At 38.0% G+C, this 20,787-nt stretch carries 21 protein-coding genes; 6 read left to right on the top strand and 15 right to left on the bottom strand.

Annotated elements, in window-relative coordinates:
* Positions 1-123: 123 nt before the first annotated feature.
* The 5 genes from lpdA to V7068_RS02895 all read right to left on the bottom strand — a co-directional run bounded on the left by lpdA (position 124) and on the right by V7068_RS02895 (position 6,259).
* Positions 124-1,536: a dihydrolipoyl dehydrogenase gene (gene lpdA / locus V7068_RS02875; RefSeq protein ID WP_375348294.1), complete on the bottom strand. Its 1,413-nt coding sequence runs from the start codon at positions 1,534-1,536 to the stop codon at positions 124-126.
* Between the two features lie 5 nt (positions 1,537-1,541).
* A complete protein-coding gene (locus tag V7068_RS02880; RefSeq protein ID WP_499710927.1) occupies positions 1,542-2,849 on the bottom strand; it encodes a dihydrolipoamide acetyltransferase family protein in 1,308 nt (435 codons plus the stop codon).
* Positions 2,850-2,971: 122 nt separating this feature from the next.
* Positions 2,972-3,949 (bottom strand): alpha-ketoacid dehydrogenase subunit beta, encoded by a 978-nt coding sequence (locus V7068_RS02885; protein ID WP_119116151.1) that lies wholly within the window; start codon positions 3,947-3,949, stop codon positions 2,972-2,974.
* A gap of 3 nt (positions 3,950-3,952) precedes the next feature.
* A complete protein-coding gene (gene pdhA / locus V7068_RS02890; RefSeq protein ID WP_499710929.1) occupies positions 3,953-5,068 on the bottom strand; it encodes a pyruvate dehydrogenase (acetyl-transferring) E1 component subunit alpha in 1,116 nt (371 codons plus the stop codon).
* Positions 5,069-5,599: 531 nt separating this feature from the next.
* Positions 5,600-6,259 (bottom strand): YkyA family protein, encoded by a 660-nt coding sequence (locus V7068_RS02895; RefSeq protein WP_499710931.1) that lies wholly within the window; start codon positions 6,257-6,259, stop codon positions 5,600-5,602.
* Between the two features lie 155 nt (positions 6,260-6,414).
* Here V7068_RS02895 and V7068_RS02900 point away from each other — a divergent pair, with 155 nt between their 5' ends.
* Together V7068_RS02900 and def are read left to right on the top strand one after the other, a co-directional pair.
* Complete coding sequence (locus V7068_RS02900) at positions 6,415-6,564, top strand: YjcZ family sporulation protein (RefSeq protein WP_252294041.1); 150 nt, start codon at positions 6,415-6,417, stop codon at positions 6,562-6,564.
* Between the two features lie 133 nt (positions 6,565-6,697).
* Complete coding sequence (gene def, locus V7068_RS02905; RefSeq protein WP_499710932.1) at positions 6,698-7,252, top strand: peptide deformylase; 555 nt, start codon at positions 6,698-6,700, stop codon at positions 7,250-7,252.
* 150 nt (positions 7,253-7,402) lie between these two features.
* Here the strand turns inward: def and V7068_RS02910 are convergent, their stop codons facing one another.
* Positions 7,403-8,173: a Cof-type HAD-IIB family hydrolase gene (locus tag V7068_RS02910; RefSeq protein ID WP_499710934.1), complete on the bottom strand. Its 771-nt coding sequence runs from the start codon at positions 8,171-8,173 to the stop codon at positions 7,403-7,405.
* Between the two features lie 737 nt (positions 8,174-8,910).
* Here V7068_RS02910 and V7068_RS02915 point away from each other — a divergent pair.
* Together V7068_RS02915 and rnjA are read left to right on the top strand one after the other, a co-directional pair.
* Entirely contained in the window at positions 8,911-9,123 is a 213-nt protein-coding gene (locus tag V7068_RS02915; RefSeq protein WP_252294030.1) for a DNA-dependent RNA polymerase subunit epsilon, read from the top strand.
* 3 nt (positions 9,124-9,126) lie between these two features.
* Positions 9,127-10,794 (top strand): ribonuclease J1, encoded by a 1,668-nt coding sequence (gene rnjA / locus V7068_RS02920; RefSeq protein WP_119116144.1) that lies wholly within the window; start codon positions 9,127-9,129, stop codon positions 10,792-10,794.
* Between the two features lie 136 nt (positions 10,795-10,930).
* Here rnjA and V7068_RS02925 read toward each other — a convergent pair whose 3' ends face one another.
* From V7068_RS02925 to V7068_RS02965, 9 genes are all read right to left on the bottom strand, one after another.
* Positions 10,931-11,593 carry a potassium channel family protein gene (locus V7068_RS02925; RefSeq protein ID WP_252289799.1) on the bottom strand — a complete coding sequence of 221 codons (663 nt, stop codon included), beginning with the start codon at positions 11,591-11,593 and terminating at the stop codon, positions 10,931-10,933.
* Positions 11,594-11,700: 107 nt separating this feature from the next.
* Positions 11,701-12,156 carry a TlpA family protein disulfide reductase gene (locus V7068_RS02930; RefSeq protein ID WP_127759644.1) on the bottom strand — a complete coding sequence of 152 codons (456 nt, stop codon included), beginning with the start codon at positions 12,154-12,156 and terminating at the stop codon, positions 11,701-11,703.
* Between the two features lie 142 nt (positions 12,157-12,298).
* Positions 12,299-12,841 (bottom strand): peroxiredoxin, encoded by a 543-nt coding sequence (locus V7068_RS02935; RefSeq protein ID WP_127759643.1) that lies wholly within the window; start codon positions 12,839-12,841, stop codon positions 12,299-12,301.
* 162 nt (positions 12,842-13,003) lie between these two features.
* The gene (locus tag V7068_RS02940; protein WP_499710935.1) at positions 13,004-14,134 is read right to left on the bottom strand and encodes an N-acetyldiaminopimelate deacetylase; all 1,131 of its coding nucleotides are present in this window, start codon (positions 14,132-14,134) and stop codon (positions 13,004-13,006) included.
* A 76-nt stretch (positions 14,135-14,210) separates the two neighbouring features.
* Positions 14,211-14,912, bottom strand: coding sequence for a 2,3,4,5-tetrahydropyridine-2,6-dicarboxylate N-acetyltransferase (gene dapD, locus V7068_RS02945; protein ID WP_499710936.1), 702 nt, complete (start codon positions 14,910-14,912; stop codon positions 14,211-14,213).
* Between the two features lie 173 nt (positions 14,913-15,085).
* The gene (ccpC, locus tag V7068_RS02950; protein ID WP_252289794.1) at positions 15,086-15,970 is read right to left on the bottom strand and encodes a transcriptional regulator CcpC; all 885 of its coding nucleotides are present in this window, start codon (positions 15,968-15,970) and stop codon (positions 15,086-15,088) included.
* Positions 15,971-16,231: 261 nt separating this feature from the next.
* Positions 16,232-17,728, bottom strand: a complete 1,497-nt coding sequence (locus V7068_RS02955) for an MDR family MFS transporter (RefSeq protein WP_499710937.1) — start codon at positions 17,726-17,728, stop codon at positions 16,232-16,234.
* A 390-nt stretch (positions 17,729-18,118) separates the two neighbouring features.
* Positions 18,119-18,556, bottom strand: a complete 438-nt coding sequence (gene cbpB / locus V7068_RS02960; RefSeq protein ID WP_119116136.1) for a cyclic-di-AMP-binding protein CbpB — start codon at positions 18,554-18,556, stop codon at positions 18,119-18,121.
* Between the two features lie 458 nt (positions 18,557-19,014).
* On the bottom strand, positions 19,015-19,254 hold the full coding sequence (locus tag V7068_RS02965; protein WP_119116135.1) for a DUF1797 family protein: 240 nt from the start codon (positions 19,252-19,254) through the stop codon (positions 19,015-19,017).
* A 183-nt stretch (positions 19,255-19,437) separates the two neighbouring features.
* Between V7068_RS02965 and V7068_RS02970 the strand changes: the two genes are divergently transcribed.
* Together V7068_RS02970 and V7068_RS02975 are read left to right on the top strand one after the other, a co-directional pair.
* Entirely contained in the window at positions 19,438-20,415 is a 978-nt protein-coding gene (locus tag V7068_RS02970; protein WP_499710938.1) for an MBL fold metallo-hydrolase, read from the top strand.
* Positions 20,416-20,476: 61 nt separating this feature from the next.
* On the top strand, positions 20,477-20,713 hold the full coding sequence (locus V7068_RS02975) for a glutaredoxin family protein (protein WP_119116133.1): 237 nt from the start codon (positions 20,477-20,479) through the stop codon (positions 20,711-20,713).
* The last annotated feature ends 74 nt before the right edge of the window (positions 20,714-20,787 follow it).

Consider the following 20,787-nt stretch of genomic DNA (forward strand, 5'->3'; position numbering starts at 1 on the left):
GTTGTCCCCCACCTATCTCTTTGTTTCTTCATAGGCTTGAGGTAGGAGTGTTACTTCCCGTTAAGTGCCGGATAGCACAAAAAGCACACTGCTAAAAAGCAGTGTGCTAAAAACATCACGTTATTATTTAATAATATGGATAGGAGTACCTAGAGCTACTTCAGCAGCTTCCATTGTAATTTCTCCTAATGATGGATGTGCATGAATAGTCATCGCAATATCTTCAGCTGTCATACCTGCTTCAATAGCAAGTCCTAGTTCAGCAATGATATCAGATGCATTTGCACCAGCGATTTGCGCACCGATTACTAATCCATCTTCTTTACGAGTCACAAGTTTCACAAAACCGTCTGTCGCATTTAAAGAAAGCGCACGGCCGTTTGCACCGTATGGGAATTTAGAACCGATTGCTTCAATTCCTGCTTCCTTCGCTTGTGCTTCAGTAAATCCTACAGTCGCTAATTCTGGCTCAGAGAATACAACAGCTGGGATTCCTAAATAGTCGATTTCAGAAGGGTGTCCAGCAATTGCTTCAGCTGCAATTTTACCTTCGTAAGATGCTTTGTGTGCTAATTGTGGACCAGAAACAACGTCACCAATAGCAAAGATGTTTGGTACATTTGTGCGACCTTGTTGATCTGTTTCAATTAAGCCTCTATCAGTTAGGTTAACCCCAACTTGCTCAAGACCGATATCAGAAGTATTTGGACGACGACCAACTGTAACAAGTAAGTAATCAGCTTCGATTTTCTTCTCTTCACCTTTTACTTCATACGTTACAATAACGCCGTTTTCTGTTTCTTCTACACCTTTCGCAAGTGCTTTTGTAACAACTTCTACACCTTTGCTTTTTAGGTTTTTCTTCACTAGAGTTGTCATTTGTTTTTCGTAAGCACCTGAGAAGATATCATCTGTTCCTTCAAGAATTGTTAATTTCGTACCCATGTTCGCATAAGCGCTACCAAGTTCAACCCCGATAACTCCTCCACCGATTACAACCATAGAAGATGGAACTTCTTCAAGAGCAAGAGCTCCTGTAGAGTTAATAACACGTTTAGAATATTTGAAAGCTGGAATTTCAACCGGTGTAGATCCAGTTGCGATAATCGCATGTTTAAATGTATAAGTTTGAGCTGAGTTTTCAGTCATCACACGTACATTGTTAGCATCTACAAAATATGCTTCACCAGCAACCACTTCAATGTTATTTCCTTTTAATAGACCGCTTACGCCGCCTGTTAATTTATTAACAACCGATTCTTTCCACGCTTGTACTTTTGAAAAATCGATTTTTACGTTTTCTGCAGTAATACCGATGTTTTCTGAATGCTGCGCATTATGAAAACGATGTCCTGCTTCAATTAACGCTTTAGATGGGATACATCCTACGTTTAAGCAAACCCCACCAATTGCACCTTTTTCAACAACTGTTACTTTTTGACCAAGCTGTGCTGCACGAATTGCTGCTACATACCCTCCTGGGCCAGATCCGATGACTAAAGTATCTGTTTCAATTGGAAAATCTCCTACTACCATGATGATTACGCCTCCATTAACAATAATTCTGGGTCATTCAGTAACTTTTTAATATGATTTAAGGCATTTTGACCTGTCGCACCATCAATGATACGGTGATCAAAGCTTAAAGACAGTGCCAAGACTGGAGCTGCAATAATTTCTCCATCACGAACAATGGCTTTTTCAGCTATACGCCCAATCCCGAGAATAGCAACTTCTGGATGGTTAATGATCGGAGTAAACCATTGACCTCCTGCAGAACCAATATTCGTAATCGTACAGGAAGCCCCTTTCATTTCTCCAGGAGTCAATTTACCTTCACGAGCTTTATCAGCTAACTCATTAATCTCTTTTGAAATAGCAAAAGGCGATTTGCGATCTGCATCTTTTACAACGGGAACGAGTAAACCTTTATCTGTATCGGCAGCAATTCCAATATTGAAATAGTGCTTATGGATAATTTCACTCGTCTCATCATCAAAGGATGTATTAAGTATAGGATACTCACGTAATGCACTTGTTAACGCTTTAACAACATAAGGCAAGAAAGTTAACTTAATTCCTTTAGCAGCAGCAATCTCTTTGAACTTTTTACGATGAGCAACAAGTTGCGTAACATCGACTTCATCCATTAACGTAACGTGCGGAGCCGTTTGTTTAGATTTCACCATTGCTTTGGCAATCGCTTTTCTCATTGGGCTTACTTTCTCACGCGTTTCTGGATATTGCCCTTCAGGAATCACAACTGTTTCAGCAACTGTTGTTTCCGTTTCTTGTTGTTGCGAAGCTTCAGCTTGTCCAGTTTCTTCTTGTGGAGCTGTTTGACCATTTATGTAAGCCATAATATCTTCCTTCATAATGCGCCCATTATCTCCCGAACCTGTAACTAAGCGAATATTTACCCCTTGTTCTCGTGCATACTTTCTCACAGAAGGCATCGCAATAATACGACGACTTGAATCAACATCCGCTGCTGGAGCAGGAGATGACTCTTGAGCAACCTCAGTTGTTGTCTGAGTTTCAGCTTCCGTCTTACTAACGTCTTCTGTTTTTTCCTCCTCATGATCCCCTTTGAACTTAAGATGTTCATACCCAGGAGCGTCAAATGTAACAAGAACATCACCAACAACGGCAACCGTTCCTTCTTCTACAAGAATGTCTTCCACCGTTCCTTCAACAGGTGATGGAATTTCTACGACAGCTTTATCATTTTGAACTTCACAAAGGACGTCGTCTTCCTGGACTTTGTCTCCTGGCTTTACAAACCACTTTACTATTTCACCTTCATGTATACCTTCTCCGATATCAGGGAGTCTAAATTGAAATGCCACTGAATTCAACCTCCTATATTAAATCATACTTAGTGCTACGAATAAAGTCATTTGTCACGAATTTCTGATTATCCTTGTCAAAGTATCTGACAATCACTTTACCGTTTCTTCAAAAAGTAGGATTAAAATTTCAATACTTTTGTTGCCGTTTCAATAATATCTTTATAATTCGGTAACCATACTTGTTCAGCTTGTGAGAACGGATATACTGTATCTGGTGCAGCAACACGTAACACAGGAGCATCTAAACTTAAAATGGCACGTTCTGTAATTTCTGATACAACATTAGCCGCGATTCCCGCTTGTTTTTGTGCTTCTTGAACAACAATTGCTCGTCCTGTTTTTTCAACAGAAGCAATAATCGTTTCAATATCTAATGGAGAAATGGTACGTAAATCAACCACTTCAACAGAATGACCTTCTTTCGCTAATTCTTCGGCCGCTTTAATAGATTCCTGAACCATCGCTCCATACGTAATAATGGAAAGATCAGTACCTTCACGTTTTACGTCCGCTTTTCCTAGAGGAATGCTATACTCTTCTTCCGGTACTTCTTGGCGGAACGAACGATATAATTTCATATGTTCAAGGAAAATAACTGGATCATTATCACGAATAGCTGAAATTAATAACCCTTTTGCATCATAAGGTGTAGAAGGAATGACGACTTTTAATCCCGGTTGTTGCGCCATTAGTCCCTCTAAACTATCCGCATGTAATTCCGGTGTATGCACACCGCCGCCAAATGGTGAACGAATCGTTACCGGTGCGTTATAGCGCCCGCCTGAACGATAGCGCATCCGTGCCAATTGACCACTAATTGAATCGATGACTTCATAAACAAACCCAAAGAATTGAATTTCAGGAACTGGACGGAAACCTTGTAGAGATAACCCTACCGCTAAACCACCAATTCCAGATTCAGCAAGTGGTGTATCAAAGACACGCTCTTCACCAAATTCTTTTTGCAGATTTTCCGTTGCACGGAAAACTCCACCGTTTACTCCAACATCCTCTCCAAAAACCAATACATTTTCATCATTACGTAACTCTGTACGTAATGCATCTGTAATCGCTTGAATCATCGTCATTTGAGCCATGGCTTACTTCGACTCCTTTTCTTTATAAATTTCAAATTGCTCTTTTAAGTTAAATGGCATCTCATCATGCATAATTGAAATTAAATCTGTTACTTTTTGCTTCGGCTCTGCGTCCGCTACTTTAATAGCTTCTTTAATATCTTCTTTCGCTTGTTCAATCGTTTCATTTTCTAATTCTTCATTCCACAAACCTTTATTTTCTAAAAACTTACGGAAGCGAACAAGTGGATCTTTCAATTCCCACTCATTATCCAATTCTTCTGTACGGTAACGTGTTGGGTCATCACCAGCCATCGTATGTGGTCCATAACGATATGTTAACGTTTCAATTAAGGTTGGGCCTTCTCCATTAACAGCGCGTTCACGAGCTTCCTTCGTTGCGACATAAACGGCTAACGCATCCATTCCATCAACTTGAATACCAGGAATTCCTGCCGCTACCGCTTTTTGCGCTAAAGTTTCTGCAGCCGTTTGTGCCTCTACAGGAGTAGAAATCGCAAAGCGGTTATTTTGAACGACGAAAATAGCTGGGGCTTTAAACGCACCCGCAAAGTTGATTCCTTCATAGAAATCACCTTGAGACGTTCCACCATCTCCGGTATATGTGATGGCTACTGATTTTTCACCACGCTTCTTCATGCCGAGCGCTACTCCAGCTGCTTGAACATATTGAGCTCCAATAATAATTTGTGGAGAAATTACATTCACGCCTTCCGGAATTTGATTTCCTTTGAAATGTCCGCGAGAAAATAAGAAAGCTTGTGAAAGCGGCAATCCGTGCCAAACAATTTGTGGGACATCACGATATCCTGGTAAAATAAAATCTTCTTTTTCTAAAGCAAAGTGCGAAGCAATTTGCGACGCCTCTTGTCCAGCAGTAGGAGCGTAAAAACCTAGTCTGCCTTGACGGTTTAAAGAAATGGAACGTTGATCTAAAATTCTTGTATATACCATACGTCTCATTAATTCTTGCAACTCTTCATCTCGTAAATCCGGCATAGCTGCCTCATTTACTACTTCGCCTTCCTCATTCAATATTTGAAAAGTCTGGAACTGCCCTGCTACCGCTCGAAACTGTTCCTCTACATCCAATTGAAATTGTTTCGTTTTTGAAGCCATTCTGTATCATCCTTTCATTAAAAGGTTATTCATTATTATTGTATAAATCTTAAACTGTAACGCATCTCTAACAAATTATGTTTCCCTTAAGCTTTCTTTTGCAAACCTAATCACATAATTTTCATTGCACATTTTATTTCTGTATCAATAAAACTATCTGAAAAAGTAATACAATTTGTTTTCGTACCCACAGTTTACAAGATGAATCACCCTAAAGTCAATCCCTTTAATAGCGTTAAATCCTTTATTTTTTATGATTACTCATTTATTTACAGTACTAATTCAACAAGAATCTGTTATAGTATAAAAAACAACCTGTATTACACAACTATTCCCCCTTTCCCCCTCTCTTATTGATTTAAAATAACGTTTCCCTTTAGCGAATCGATACATCACCGCGAATTATGCTATACATAAAGATATTTTCCATATCATCATTACTATTTCGCAAAAATATTTAAACGCTTACATTTCCATTTTTTATAGTACAGTTCCTCTTCAAACAAAAAAACTGGCCAATCAGCCAGTTTTTCATTCCCTATCATTTCCCAGTTCATTTTTTCGATAAAAATCTGCTTTTTGTTGCATAAATGTTTCCGTTAATTCATTAAATTGTTCAGAATAACGCAGTACTTTTTCATAACTTTTATTTATTTTTTCAATTTGTTCTTGCAGCTGATCCATTTTCAAGGTTTCATTTGTAAACATTTCATATAATTCTCGATCATAAACTAAACTTTGCCTATATGCTTCATATAACTTCTCATACGTTTCGTAACGTTTGTTCATCGTTTTATGAAGGGTTATGACTTGTTTCTTTATTTCTTCTCGTTCGATTTTATCAATTTGATTTTCCATTTTCATGGATGTTTTTTGAGAAGCTTGAATTTTTTTATGTTCCCCGGCAAGAAATTTTTCTCTTTCCTCAATATTGTCCAACGCCTCTTCTGCTAAAGTTCTAACAGAATCTGATTGCCGCCAACCTAATTCAATAATGTCTTGATATATTTTCTTTTCTTCCTTTTCTAGCTGTGTAATTCGTTCGTGCTGTTCTTCAAATTCATGTTCTTTCTTTACTGAATCTTCTAGTATTCGATACACTTTTTCCTCTGGAGAGACACTGGCCCAACACCCTGATAACACAATGGTTGAGCATAATACAATAGCTAGTATACTCAAATGTTTATTCATCCATCATTTACCTCCCCTTCATAATTTTATTGATGAATTTATTTATGAACAGGGCCCCCGCCTACACGATTTGCTGCGTTATGCATAGGCTATAGTAATCGTTTGGGAAACCAAAATGATCATGTTTCAAAATATTATATATGGAGGTATCACATATGTTCTACGGAGGCTACAATCAAGCTTGTTGTTATCCCGTTGCTCCTTCCTACGGTTATGGTGGCGGCTGCGGTGCAGTAGGAGGATTTGCGTTAATCGTCGTCCTATTCATTTTGCTTATTATCGTTGGCGCTTGTCTATGTTTTTAATATGACTATATGGTGAAATTGGGGAGTTCTTGCTCCCCGCTTCATTTTTTATCCTATTCCGTGTATCTATTTAACAATTTCTTGTTCATTTTGTTAAAATGATAACATACATAAAAAAATTGGGGTGCAAAACATGTTAACAACAAAAGATATTATTAAAGAAGGAGAACCTACCTTAAGAAAAGTAGCTGAGGCAGTTCCTCTTCCTGCGTCAGAAGAAGATCAACAAATTTTAGCCAGCCTAATGGAATATGTACAAAATAGTCAAAATCCAGAACTAGTTCAACAATACAATTTACGTCCCGGAATCGGACTCGCCGCTCCACAAATTAATGTATCAAAACGAATGATTGCCGTCCATTTAACAGATGGCGAGGGTAAATTATATAGTTACGCCCTCTTCAACCCAAAAATTATTAGTCATTCTGTGGAAAAGGCTTATTTAACAGCTGGTGAAGGCTGCCTCTCTGTGGATCGCGTTGTACCTGGTTATGTTCCTCGGCATGCTAGAATTACCGTAACTGGAACGACACTTGAAGGCGAAGAAGTCAAACTTAGACTAAAAGGACTTGCCGCTATTTGCTTTCAACATGAAATCGACCATCTAAACGGAATTATGTTTTATGATCATATTAATAAAGAAGACCCTTTTAGTATTCCACCCAACTCGATTGCCATCGAAAGGTAGAATGAAACTTCAACTTCAAGAACTTGATTGGTTATTAGACTACGAAAACTCCGAGAAGCCTCCCTTGCGCTATGCAAGGGAGGCTCTTTTTACATGACACTGTTGATTTTTGGCTCATGTGTGTTACACACAATATTATGTATAAAATATTCAAATAAGCTGCAGTTTCTTTAACCCATAATAAATTCCTTCTTCTCCCACATCTTTTGTTACATAATCCGCATGTTCCTTTACAGTTAAAGCAGCATTCCCCATCGCTATACCATGACCAACGGCTTCTAACATCTCAATATCATTTAGTCCATCCCCAAATGCATAAACATCTTCTAACTGAAACCCAACATGTTCCATAAGAATTTTAATTCCTTCTGCCTTTGAACTATCACTCGGCAGAACATCTGTAGAATATTGATGCCAACGAATAAAACGGAAGGAGTCACAGTGATCACTAAATCGCTCCTCTTCCTCTTCTGTACAAAATAACAACGCTTGATATATATCATTCTGTTCATAGAAATCCACTTCTACATCAGGATACGGGAATCGTAGACTTCCTAATGCTTTTTCCACTCGTTCATGATTGGCCACACTAGATTTCATTGTTGCTTCATCCATAAAAACAATCGGAGTATGATTATATTTCTCTGCCGTTTCATGCAGCTTTTTCAGCTCACTAATCTTTAATGGATTTCGATAGACCACTTCTTTTTCAAACACCACGTATTGCCCATTAAAGCTTACAAATGTATCAATATTTAATTCTTCTCGCAACGACTCGAACATAAATGGCGAACGCCCTGTTGCAATGGCCACAAAAACCCCATTATCCTGCAATTGTTTAATCGCCTTTTTCGTCGAGATGGGTAATTTCTTATCATGATCAAGCAACGTACCATCTATATCAAAGAATACAATTTTCATTCTACCTTCACTTCCTATCCTTTGTTTTCACTATGTAATAAATTTCCCTATTTATCGGTCGAGCCGCCATTTCTTTTCCACTTCATTCAAATTCCCATATTTATCAACGTAATTTATTACCAAAATGACATATGATAATGATGAATAAACCACTTTTATATTTCAAATGGTTACTATATCGGCTACCGCTTTTTAGAAAAATACGGCAAGTACTACAAAGAAATATTTACATTATTAAATATTGCTATACAATAATATCAAGGGAGCGTGATCACCATGTTAAAAAAGCTGCGTAAAAAACTGCTTAAACAATGGAATGATCTTCTTAGAAAAAATCCATCGCCTAAAGTACCTCTATGAATTTGTGTCAACTTAGTCTACTGGTACATTACCTATTTGCGATATTTTTTAAAAACGGTCCTTCTAAAACTTGCGAAGGACTTCTTCCTTATTGTAAAGTTTTATTTAAGTGTACTTTCTTACGGATTACATATATAAGCGTTTCCAACGATACATATATGTTACACTATTTACGTACAGTTTTATTGATTAATTAGCTTTAATTAACAATAGTCTATCATATCACTCATTATTTAAATAAAGTTTTATATGACTAATATGATGTTTAACACGCAGTACGATTAGCTTTCTATTGGTATGATGTTGTAAAACATGAAAAATTTGTTTTTTTTATATATAATGAAACAAGCAATGTAATTAAACGAGGAGAGATTATTATGATTTTTAAGGTATACTATCAAGTAAATATAGCAGAGGTTCCAATTAGAGAAAACACGCAAATTCTTTATGTAGAAGGAAAATCTGTTCGCGACGTTCGTCAAAAGTTAAAACAAAAACCCTTTAACGTAGAATACGTGGAAGTTGTTGAAGGAGCTTATTTAGATTATGAAAAACAGCACGAAGATTATAAAGTATTGGAGCTAGGATAATTTATGAAATTTGTCAAAAACGATCAAACAGCCGTTTTCGCATTGGGCGGTCTAGGCGAAATCGGTAAAAATACTTATGCTGTTCAATTTCAGGACGAAATTGTCATTATCGATGCTGGAATTAAATTTCCGGAAGATGAACTTCTCGGTATCGATTATGTCATTCCTGATTACAGCTACTTAGAAAAAAATGTAGATAAAATTAAGGGAGTATTTATTACGCACGGGCATGAAGACCATATCGGCGGAATTCCTTACCTTCTTCGAAAAGTAAACATTCCTGTATACGGTGGTAAACTTGCACTTGGACTGCTTCGTAATAAATTAGAAGAGCACGGTCTATTACGTCAGACAAAATTAATCGAAATTACAGAAGATGAAGTTATTAAATTCCGAAAAACATCGGTTTCTTTCTTCCGTACAACTCACAGTATTCCAGATTCATATGGAATCGTTGTCAAAACACCACCTGGACAAATCGTCCATACAGGAGACTTTAAATTCGACTTTACTCCTGTCGGTGAGCCAGCTAACTTAACAAAGATGGCTGAAATTGGAAAAGAGGGCGTGCTTTGTTTACTATCAGATAGTACAAACAGTGAAGTACCTAACTTTACGATGTCAGAACGTCGCGTTGGCGATACGATTCATGATGTGTTCCGTAAAGTAGATGGGCGAATTATTTTTGCTACGTTTGCTTCAAATATTCATCGTCTTCAACAAGTTGTTGAAGCCGCAGTGGCAAACGGACGCAAAATCGCTGTCTTTGGACGCAGTATGGAAGCAGCTATTACAATTGGACAAGAACTAGGCTATATTACAGCACCAAAAGATACCTTTATGGATGCACAAAGCATCAATAGAATGCCAGCTAACCGTGTGACAATTCTATGTACAGGTAGCCAGGGCGAACCGATGGCTGCTCTTTCTCGTATTGCGAACGGAACGCATCGTCAAATTCAAATTATCCCTGGGGATACCGTGGTCTTTTCTTCATCTCCTATTCCAGGGAACACAGTCAGCGTATCTAGAACAATCAATCAGTTATATCGAGCTGGTGCAGATGTCATCTCTGGACCATTAAGTGATATTCACACATCTGGTCATGGCGGTCAGCAAGAACAAAAGCTAATGCTTCGTCTAATTAAACCGAAGTTCTTTATGCCGATTCACGGAGAATATCGTATGCAAAAATTGCACGCTCAACATGCTATCGATTGTGGTGTACCTGAAGAAAACTGCTTTATCATGGATAACGGCGAGGTACTTGCGTTAAGCGAAAACACAGCGCAAGTAGCTGGAAAAATCCCTTCCGGATCCGTTTATATCGATGGAAACGGAATTGGCGACATTGGAAATATCGTTCTACGTGATCGTCGCATCCTTTCAGAGGAAGGATTGGTTGTTGTCGTTGTCAGCATTAATATGAAAGAGTTTAAAATCTCAGCAGGACCAGATATTATTTCTCGTGGATTTGTTTACATGAGAGAATCTGGTGACTTAATCAACGATGCTCAAGCATTAATTTCTAAACACTTAAACAAAGTCATGGAGCGTAAAACAACACAATGGTCAGAAATTAAAAATGAAATTACTGATACACTAGCTCCATTCCTATATGAAAAAACAAAACGCCGTCCAATGATTTTACCAATCATTATGGAAGTGTAATAAAAACCAAAGCCTCTAGCACATTTTAGCTAAAGGCTTTGGTTTTTTGTTATTCTAATCGTTATTACGTTATATATATCGTAAAAAGCATATAAAAAAAGCAAGCATCGACTTATAAGCTTGCTTTTTTATGCTTTTAGACACCACACACTTTTCTTTCAAAACGGCTAATATCCGTATCTGCGCCGACTACAATGAGAATATCACCTGCGTTAATGGCATCGTGAGCCTGTGGAGAAACATTAATGTTAGTCCCCCTTTTAATAGCCACAATATTAAGTCCATAACGGGCTCGAATATCAAGATCAAAAATAGACTTCCCAGTCATTTTCTCACTTGCGACAATCTCGACAATTGAATGATCCTCAGAGAGCTCCAAGTAATCTAATATATTATTGGAAACGATATTATGAGCGATTCTACGCCCCATATCCCGTTCTGGATGAACAACTGTATCAGCCCCAATTTTACGCAAGACTTTTTCATGATAGTCATTTTGCGCTTTCACCGTTACATGTTCTACACCTAATTCTTTTAACATAAGCGTCGTTAATATACTGGCTTGGATATTTTCACCGATTGCCACGATAACATGATCAAAATTACTAATGCCAATGCTTTTAAGTACATTTTCATCTGTCGTATCCCCGACGATGGCATGTGAAGCAATTTTAGCAAATTCATTTACGCGATCCTCATCTGCATCGATTGCTAGAACTTCCATGCCTTCTTGAGCAAGCGTTCTAACAATACTGCCGCCAAAGCGACCTAGACCAATTACCGCAAACACTTTTTTCACTGTCACCCCTCCAAACATCCCTTAGTCGCATCTATTCATATGTTACCATGTTACATCTTAAAAGGTGCAAACGAACTGTTATAGCATGACTAAGGACTTCTAAGGGCTTATTCAGCTTGTTCGTTTTCAGCAAGAACACGGTTTACACGTTTCTCAAGCATTTTCATTCCGCTTCCACCTGCTTGGAAATGACGAAGCTTTCCTTCTTTATCAAATACATAATAAGCTGGAACATATTGATTCTCAAAAGCATCATTTAATTTCAATTCACTGTCTACATAAATTGATTGAGTAATATCATGTTCTGCTGCAATTTGTTTAATTTCATCTAAATTTAAATCCTTCTCAGAGCGTGGCATATGTACAGCCACTACATTTAATTTATCTTTATAATTATCTCTAAACTCATTAATTTGCGGCATAGCTTCCTTACAAAGATGACAACTGATTGACCAAAAATGAATTAACGTTGGTTTTTCACCAATCAATTCTGCTTTCGTTACTTCTCCATTTAACCATTCTGTCGCACCATTTAACTCTGGCATTTGATCACGTAATTTCATCGTAAACCCCTCCATCATATACATATTATTGTTTAAAGCGTATATGTTCATCGTTTTTGTTACTCGAACTTGATACACCTATCTTTAAAAAAAGACCTAACTTATAAGTTAGGTCTTACTATTAATAGTCAGTAAATGAAACTTAAAGTGTTTTTTGACCAGGTCTCCAGTTCGCTGGGCAAAGACCACCAGTTTGAAGTGCTTGTAGTACACGTAATGTTTCATCAACATCGCGACCAATATTGTTATGATTTACTACTTGATATTGAAGTTCGCCTTCTGGGTTGATGATGAATAGACCGCGAAGAGCAACCCCTTCTTCTTCAATTAATACACCATACTCACGAGATACAACATGATTTGTATCAGCAGCAAGCGGGTACTTTAACTCACCAAGACCATTGTCTGTACGGTCTGTGTTAATCCAAGCTAAGTGAGTATGAATTGTATCTGTTGATACACCGATTACTTGTGCATCAAGATCTTCAAACTCATCATAACGATCAGATAATGCTGTAATTTCTGTTGGACATACAAAAGTGAAGTCCATTGGATAGAAGAATAAAACTGTCCATTTGTCATTTTTAATGTTTTCTTCAAGACTTACTTTTCCGAATTCTTTGTTTGGTAATACTGCTTCCATTTCGAAGCGTGGTGCTTGTTTTCCTACAAAACGTTCTGCCATTTAAATTCCCTCCAATATGTATTCAATTGAGAATGTGAATTAATATTCTCAGTTATTTTTTACCACTATAGTCTATTGTAGAACCAAATGATGGCAAGGTCAAGAATTTAGCTTATTTTGTCGAATATGCTTCACTTTTTAACAATTATAATTTCATAATTATTACGAATTACCTTTAAATGTAAAGTAATTCACTAAATGGGTAATCGCTAAATCAATCGCTCGTTCATTTGGATTCAGCTTTGCATGATGCAGTCCATACTCTGATTGGACTCCTAACCAAAACATAAAACCAGGAATCTCTTTTAACATATAGCCAAAGTCTTCCCCCGTCATGGCCTCTTTACAATGATAGAAATCTACATCTGCTGCTTCATCAGTAAATTTCATAAACTCTCGTGTTAATTGTTCCTCATTATCCACTTGATAATACATTGAACCATAATCAATTTCCGCTTCACATTCAAAGCCTGCTTTTATTCCCTCTACAAGCGCTCCAATTCGAGCTTTCACCTTGTTCATTGACTCTGCGTTCAACGTTCGAATAGTCCCTTCTAAACGAGCTTCTTCCGCAATAATATTTTGAACGGTTCCTCCCGTAATCTTTCCAATCGTAATAACAGCTGAATCAAGCGGATTCACATTACGAGATACAATAGATTGTAATTGTCCAACTAATTGACAAGCAGCAATCACCATATCGTTTGTTTCATGAGGGTATGCAGCATGTCCGCCTTTACCTTTCAGATCGATGAACAATTCAGATGTATTCGCAAATAATAATCCTTCTTTTACAGCAATAGTCCCGACTGGATATTCAGGAGCCACATGCAGCGCAACAATCATATCCGGCTTCCATTTCTGCATCGTCTCCGATTTCATCATAGGTTCTGCCCCGCCAGGTCCTTCTTCAGCAGGTTGAAAAATAAATAACAAATTATCTTCAATAGCATGCTTAGCAAAATGAGTCAGTACACCTAGCCCAATACTCATATGAAAATCATGTCCACACGCATGCATATAATCTTCATGCTGAGAAACAAACGCTAATTCAGTTTGTTCTTTAATCGGTAAACCATCGATGTCCGCTCGGTATCCTATCGTTTTTCGCGGGTTCGTTCCAGCAATTCTCACAAAAATGCCCGTTCGCCACGTTTCAATTTCCATTCGATCATTTTGAATACTTTTCAAATAGTTTAATAAATAGGCTTGTGTTTTAAATTCTTGAAAACCAATCTCCGGAATTTGATGCAAGTCTCGACGAATAGCAACAAATGGACTTAATTGCGACATGATTCTACTCCCTTTCTATTAAGAAAAGCGCGGATAAAAAATATCCACGCTCTCCTCTGTTTATTGTACGTAAAAATTAAAGTTGACGAAGCTCTTGCAAAATCTCTGTTTTTGATTTTGTTTTTTCATCGATTTCTTTAATAACTCGTGCAGGTACGCCCGTTGCTACAGAGTAAGGTGGGATATCTTTCGTTACGACAGCACCAGCTCCAACAACAGAACCTTTACCAATCGTTACACCTTCTAGTACAACAACGTTTGCCCCAATCATAACGTCATCTTCTACAACAACTGGTTTTGCAGAAGGCGGCTCAATTACACCTGCTAATACGCTTCCAGCACCAATGTGAGCGTTTTTCCCAACGGTTGCACGTCCACCAAGTGTAGCGTTCATATCAATCATTGTACCTTCACCGATTACAGCACCAATATTGATTGTCGCCCCCATCATAATAACCGCATTGTCACCAATTTCCACTTGATCGCGAATTGTAACACCTGGCTCAATACGAGCTTTGATTCCTTTTAAATCTAATAAAGGAATCGCTGAGTTGCGACGATCGTTTTCAATTACATAATCTTCAATTTTGCTTCCAGCAGCAGTAAGAGCCGCTTCAATATCCGCCCACTCACCGAAAACAACCCCTGTGTTTCCAGTGATAAATGTTTTAGATTCTGCTCCAAAATCTACACCTTCTAAATCACCTTTAACATAAACCTTCACAGGTGTTGATTTTTTGCTATTTGCAATAAATGAAATAATTTCGCGTGCATCCATTTTGCTTAACCCCCTAGTTATGTATCCTTACTCGTTTTTAATTTATCAGACAACCGCTCGTAAAACAAGCTGAATCTCTCGAAAAACATAACCTACATATTTTATTCATCAAGAAAACCCTTTCTTTGACAGAAAACGAACGAATAAAGCGATTTTGACCCTCTTAATCTTTCTTATATCATCCCTTGCTCGAGAATATGCTCTTTGACTACTTCTGTAAAAGCTTGCACTTGTTTAAGCTGAAACGCCGATTCATAGCCGCATAGCCACGTATCACGCTCAATCGAATGATTCTGACTATCAAAAAGAGGTATCTTAAAAATATTCGTATCTTTATCATGAAGTGTAATGGCAGGTAAAATCGCATAGCCAATCCCATTAAACACCATTTGTTTACATGTCTCAATTTGATCAACGACAATCGTATTTTTAGGTGTTGTTTGAAATTGTCTATGCCACCAATCTTGAATTTCTTGATAATAATTCGAATCGCTCTTAAACTGAATAAACGGTCGATCCGTCTCAAGCACTTGATCTAGCTCTTTCATTTCCGTGTCCACTAAATACAGCATATCTGTAAATAAATGCTGTTTAACCCCTTTCCAATCAGGAGCTCCACGTATAATGCCCACATGAACTTGCCCTTCATAGAGCGATTTTAAAATCTCACTGCTCCAACCAGTTATGAGGGAAATTTTTGCATGCGGATACTTTTGGACAAACTTCTTTAACACTTGAGGTAACCAATTTTGCCCGACAATCGATGCACAGGCAATTTTCAACGTTCCATAAACCTCGTGATCCATCGCTTGAATACTTTCGCGAACCTTTTCTTCCTTCTCCCGCACCTCGTTGGCAAAACGAACGACAGCCTCGCCTGCAGGTGTTAGCGACAGTCCCTTTTGTGAACGTAAAAATAATTTGGTTCCCCAATCTTTCTCTATCGTTTGTAGTCGCTGTGACAACGCTGGTTGTGACACAAATAATCGTTCTGCAGCTTTCCGCATATTCATTTCCTCAGCTAGCACAGATAATAAATGAAATTCAGAAAATGACATTAAACATCCACCTTGATAATTTTCTCTTATCGTTTTATTTAAATTTATCCCACGTTTCATTATCAACAAAGTCGCTTTATAATACAAGCAAAAAGCGCATGTATAAGATAAACGGCTAGCAGCAGATATGTTCTTTGCCTTCCGAAGCGACTAGTACTGGTCTCAAGCTAGACATCAAAACACGTCGAAAATGCGATACTTTCTTAACCTCTAAAAAAACATGAATAGCCTTTTCTAATCAAGAAAAGGCCGTACATCCTATTATTTCTTTTTTCGTACAAATAGCAACAAGAGAAAGCTGATGACACTTAGCAGCAAGACAATAAGATAGACCGTATGTAAAGAAAGTGTCAAACCAGTCTGAAGTACCTCAACAATGTGTTCTGGCAGCTTTGCCCGCGCCTCACTATCCAGCAATTGATTAGCCGTATCTAAAGTCACGTTCTCTTCTGGTTTCGTATGCTCTGTTAAATAAGCTTGAAAGCGGCTATTCAAAACGCCGCCAAGCAAAGCAGCTCCGACCGTATTCCCAACGTTTCGCATAAACATATTTGAGGCGGTTGCAATCCCTCGCTGTTCCCAACTTACTTTATTTTGAATCAATACAATAAATGAGGTAGAGGTTAAGCCCATTCCGACTCCGATAAAAAAGGATCCCATTGCAGCGACAAAAGGCCCTGATTCCGGCTTCATAAAAACGAGCACAATACTTCCGACGATTAAGGATACGCCGCCGAGTAACGACGTTTCCTTAAAGCCAATCCTCAGCATCAACCGTCCTGCAAATGCGGACGCAATCGGCCAACCAATCGACATGGCTGTTAATGTAAAGCCAGCAACTGTCGGTGAACGCTCCATAACTCCTTGAACAAATGTCGGAAGAAAGCTGGACAAACCAATCATCATAATACCTGTTGTTAAAGAAACAATATTAGCAATTAAAATCGCCCGCTCTTGCCAAATATTAAATGGCATCATGGGCTCAGGCGCTCTTTTCTCTTCTCGTACAAAAAAGAAAAAGGCACTAAGAGCAGTAATCATAAGTACAAGGATAGGCCATGAAATCCATGTCCATCTTACGCCGCCTTCAACGAGAATAATCATAAATGTAGAAATCCCAAGTGTAAGTAAAACAGCACCTTTATAGTCAATATTATGCTTTTTCTTTTCAATATTCTCATGAAGGAAAAACCAAATCCCTATAATTGATAAAATACCTAACGGCACATTCATCCAAAATATTAAACGCCAGGTGAGGGATTCAACAATTAAACCACCGAGAGCCGGCCCCATTACAGCAGAAATCCCCCATACGCTAGACAAGTACCCTTGAATCCGTGCACGCTCTCGCTTATCATAAATGTCGCCGACAATCGTAGTCGCAACAGGCGCTACAGCTCCAGCTCCAAAACCTTGAATAAACCTGTAAATAATCAACTCTGTCATCGTATTAGCGAAGCCACATAAAATCGAACCGAATAAAAAAAGAATCATACCAAATAAAAAAATCGGTTTCCGGCCAAATAAATCGGATAATTTCCCATAAATCAATACCGTAACTGCATTCATTAATAAATAGCCCGAGAAAACCCAACTGTATTGGGCAAATCCGCCTAATTCATTCACAATGGCCGGCATAGCCGTCGATACAATCGTTCCTTCAATAGCATTTAAAAACATTGCTAACATAATAGCCGCAAGAATTAACGGTCGCTTTAATGACTGATTTTTCTGTAGTGTATGTTCATCTCGAATCATACCAACACCCTTTCAGGTACAGCTTTACTTACACTGTATAATATGTAGAAAAAACTCTGCTCTAAAGTGAAACTTGCATCAGCTGGGATTCTTCATCCCCTACTGATAGTTAGCCACCATAAAAGCGAGGCGACTGTTTAGCCCCGACAAGCATAAGGTGAAATGCGGCGTGGCGCAGTTTGCCACAGAGCATGACAGCTTATGACTTCGAGGGGCTAGGAGCTGCAGCTAGATGAGAGCAGTTTTCTCCCCACCTATCTTCTTGGTTTCCTCCTAATCTTGAGATGGGGGGCTTACTACCTTTAAGTGTGGGATAAAATGGATTCACCATCTTATTTGAGCCTAAAAAAGAAAACTAGCCTCCATTGCGGAGGCCAATTTCATTATCCCTTAAGAGTCCAGCTCTTCTTCATATACATGCTGTAATAATACTTTCCTTGTTATAATACCTTCAAAAACCCCTTCGTCTGTTTCAACACATACAAACGGATGGTCAATTAATAACTCTAACCCCTTCATCACTGAATCCTCTACATGAAGTCGGGGAATATCTCGAATCATAACTTCGGAAACCTTTTTATTTTCAAGATTATCAAATTCAATCCGTTCGAGTCCCAATATTGATTCAAGAATCACAGGTGTACTAATTAATCCATGCAGTTTATACATTGGGTCTAGTACCGGAATCGCCGTATAACCACTTTTTGTTAATACTAAAAGCGCATGTTCAAGATTGTTGGCTACTTGCACGTGGGCGACCCGTTCTGAAGATATCATCAAGTCTTTCACGCTTGAATCCAATAAATTCCCATCATGAGTACCAATCATGTAAAAACTCCTTACCATATGTTATTAAAATTCTCTCTTATTTCTAGTGTAACATAGGTAAGGAGAAATCGCTTCACCAAATATCCTTGATTTCAAAGAAATGTAAACGCATTCATCATCCCTTACTTGTTTGTATATTTTTCGCCACATATCGACAATTTGGGCACTCATAAATGACATTTTGGTTGGATTGAGCGGTTAACACAGATTCGATATTCCTTTCATCTAAACAACTCGGACACCTTACCATTATTTTATTCATATGACCCCTCCACGTATAGCATTCCTCGTTGTTTAATGATTTATGAATAGGCTAAAACAATAGAGAGAAGCACTGCCTTTGAACTGGCGGAGCCTAAAGCTAAAATACTCTCACAAGCAATAACGGCATACACATAGCCTCATAGAAAAAAGCCAACCCTAAAATTAAATCAGGTTGGCTCTTTTAGCATGTACTATTAAGATTGAAGTAAATCAAAGATTTCGATTGTAATCATATCAACATTATCAAATTGATATTTCGAAGACTTCCCTTTTTCGCTGTATACTTCCAGCTCAAACATGTCCGTTTTGCTGAAATATGTAACTTGGCAGATTTTCACTCCATCTATTTCAAAAAAACGTTGAGCAGACTCGGTTTCCTTTGCTTGCTCTTGAAGATTTTTCAATCTGGTAAGAATGCCCTGCAATTGAGACATACTACCACTCCTTTCTAATATAAAACCTTTTCGATAGGTTTCACTATATCATACTTTTCTATCCAATAACCACGACCAAATAAATTCAGAATACTTAAATATTCATTCTTTACATGGCACTATTAACAGAATAAAATAAGGACAAGCATTTGTACATAATAAATTATTATGGAGGCGGCCTAAATGGACACAATTTCTGAACTCGGATTTCGAATTTCGTTAATCGATGGATTCGATTTAAATCGCGAACATCGGACAGGTACATATGTTATACACGATACACCTTTAACAATTGTAGAAACATCAGCAAGTCCTTCTATTCCTCATCTCTTAAAGGGGTTAGCCGAATTAAATATTGATCCTGCAGATATCGCCTATATCATCTTAACCCACATTCATCTAGATCACGCTGGCGGCACTGGATTATTTTTATCACATTGCCCGAATGCCAAAGTTATTGTTCATCCTAAAGGAGCTAGACATCTCGAAGATCCTTCCCGTTTAATTGCGGGTGCCAAAGCTGTCTATGGCAATAAATTCGATGAATTATTCAACCCTATTTTACCTATACCGAAAGACAGGCTCATCATTAAGCACAATCAAGACACACTTCAATTTACTGATCAAGCTTCTCTCACTTTTTACGATACGCCAGGACATGCCAACCATCATCTCAGCATCTTTGATTCCACTTCTAAAGGAATGTTCTCAGGAGATACAATCGGTGTCTATTATCGCGACCTAGATGAGGCAGGAATTGAATGGTACATGCCATCTACTTCACCGAATCAATTTAATCCAACAGCGATGTTAGCCGCCATTGATCTATATCGAAGCATCGGGGTTGAACGCATTTATTTTGGTCATTACGGTGTATCTGACAACCCTGAAGAAGTCTACCATCAAATCCAAACATGGCTCCCTATTTATATAGAAGCAGCTGAGAGCGCCTTTCATGCATGTTCAAGTTTCGATGAACAAGTGTCAATGACTCAGAAAACACTGTATGACAAAACACATGATTTACTAGCAAAACAAGGAATTCCTGCTGACCATCCCGTTTTTGAAATTATAGCGCTCGATTTAGAGGTCTGCTCAATGGGGCTCGTCGATTATTTAATGAGAAAACAAAAAGAAGAAAAGATAAGCAAATCGCTTTAAAAGAATAGTTACTTTCTCTATAATAAGAATACGAAATCGAACTGCATATTGGAGGAAGAAAATGAAAGACGTAACTCTTTATACACAACCGGACTGCCCTCCGTGTCAAATTATGAAATTGTTTTTTAACGACAACAACATATCCTATAAGGAAAAAAATATTAAAACAGATAAAACTGCACTTCAAGAATTAACAAAAAAATACGGATCTTATTCAACACCTACTGTTGTCATAGATGGAAAAGCCATTATCGGCTTTGAACTCGAAGAAATCAAAAAAGAACTACAATTAGATTAGCAAAATACGAAGTAATCCATACGTATAAACGAAAAAAGTTGAGCCTAAAGTTGTTCATAAACAACTTTTAGAGC

Origin of the sequence: Bacillus sp. JJ634, from assembly GCF_036962285.1 — a bacterium.
GTDB classification, from domain to species: Bacteria; Bacillota; Bacilli; order Bacillales; family DSM-1321; genus Peribacillus; species Peribacillus asahii_A.

What these genes read in the sequence shown, in the direction of transcription:
- dapD (WP_499710936.1), bottom strand. Translation starts at nt 14,912, where the DNA reads ATGGATGCACGCGAAATTATTTCATTTATTGCAAATAGCAAAAAATCA.
- V7068_RS02910 (WP_499710934.1), bottom strand. Translation starts at nt 8,173, where the DNA reads ATGAAAATTGTATTCTTTGATATAGATGGTACGTTGCTTGATCATGAT.
- V7068_RS02955 (WP_499710937.1), bottom strand. Translation starts at nt 17,728, where the DNA reads ATGATTCGAGATGAACATACACTACAGAAAAATCAGTCATTAAAGCGA.
- V7068_RS02930 (WP_127759644.1), bottom strand. Translation starts at nt 12,156, where the DNA reads ATGAAATTACGTGATCAAATGCCAGAGTTAAATGGTGCGACAGAATGG.
- cbpB (WP_119116136.1), bottom strand. Translation starts at nt 18,556, where the DNA reads ATGATTGGTACTCATGATGGGAATTTATTGGATTCAAGCGTGAAAGAC.
- V7068_RS02975 (WP_119116133.1), top strand. Translation starts at nt 20,477, where the DNA reads ATGAAAGACGTAACTCTTTATACACAACCGGACTGCCCTCCGTGTCAA.
- def (WP_499710932.1), top strand. Translation starts at nt 6,698, where the DNA reads ATGTTAACAACAAAAGATATTATTAAAGAAGGAGAACCTACCTTAAGA.
- V7068_RS02935 (WP_127759643.1), bottom strand. Translation starts at nt 12,841, where the DNA reads ATGGCAGAACGTTTTGTAGGAAAACAAGCACCACGCTTCGAAATGGAA.
- pdhA (WP_499710929.1), bottom strand. Translation starts at nt 5,068, where the DNA reads ATGGCTTCAAAAACGAAACAATTTCAATTGGATGTAGAGGAACAGTTT.
- V7068_RS02965 (WP_119116135.1), bottom strand. Translation starts at nt 19,254, where the DNA reads ATGTCTCAATTGCAGGGCATTCTTACCAGATTGAAAAATCTTCAAGAG.
- V7068_RS02885 (WP_119116151.1), bottom strand. Translation starts at nt 3,949, where the DNA reads ATGGCTCAAATGACGATGATTCAAGCGATTACAGATGCATTACGTACA.
- lpdA (WP_375348294.1), bottom strand. Translation starts at nt 1,536, where the DNA reads ATGGTAGTAGGAGATTTTCCAATTGAAACAGATACTTTAGTCATCGGA.
- V7068_RS02900 (WP_252294041.1), top strand. Translation starts at nt 6,415, where the DNA reads ATGTTCTACGGAGGCTACAATCAAGCTTGTTGTTATCCCGTTGCTCCT.
- V7068_RS02940 (WP_499710935.1), bottom strand. Translation starts at nt 14,134, where the DNA reads ATGTCGCAATTAAGTCCATTTGTTGCTATTCGTCGAGACTTGCATCAA.
- V7068_RS02915 (WP_252294030.1), top strand. Translation starts at nt 8,911, where the DNA reads ATGATTTTTAAGGTATACTATCAAGTAAATATAGCAGAGGTTCCAATT.
- rnjA (WP_119116144.1), top strand. Translation starts at nt 9,127, where the DNA reads ATGAAATTTGTCAAAAACGATCAAACAGCCGTTTTCGCATTGGGCGGT.
- V7068_RS02970 (WP_499710938.1), top strand. Translation starts at nt 19,438, where the DNA reads ATGGACACAATTTCTGAACTCGGATTTCGAATTTCGTTAATCGATGGA.
- V7068_RS02895 (WP_499710931.1), bottom strand. Translation starts at nt 6,259, where the DNA reads ATGAATAAACATTTGAGTATACTAGCTATTGTATTATGCTCAACCATT.
- ccpC (WP_252289794.1), bottom strand. Translation starts at nt 15,970, where the DNA reads ATGTCATTTTCTGAATTTCATTTATTATCTGTGCTAGCTGAGGAAATG.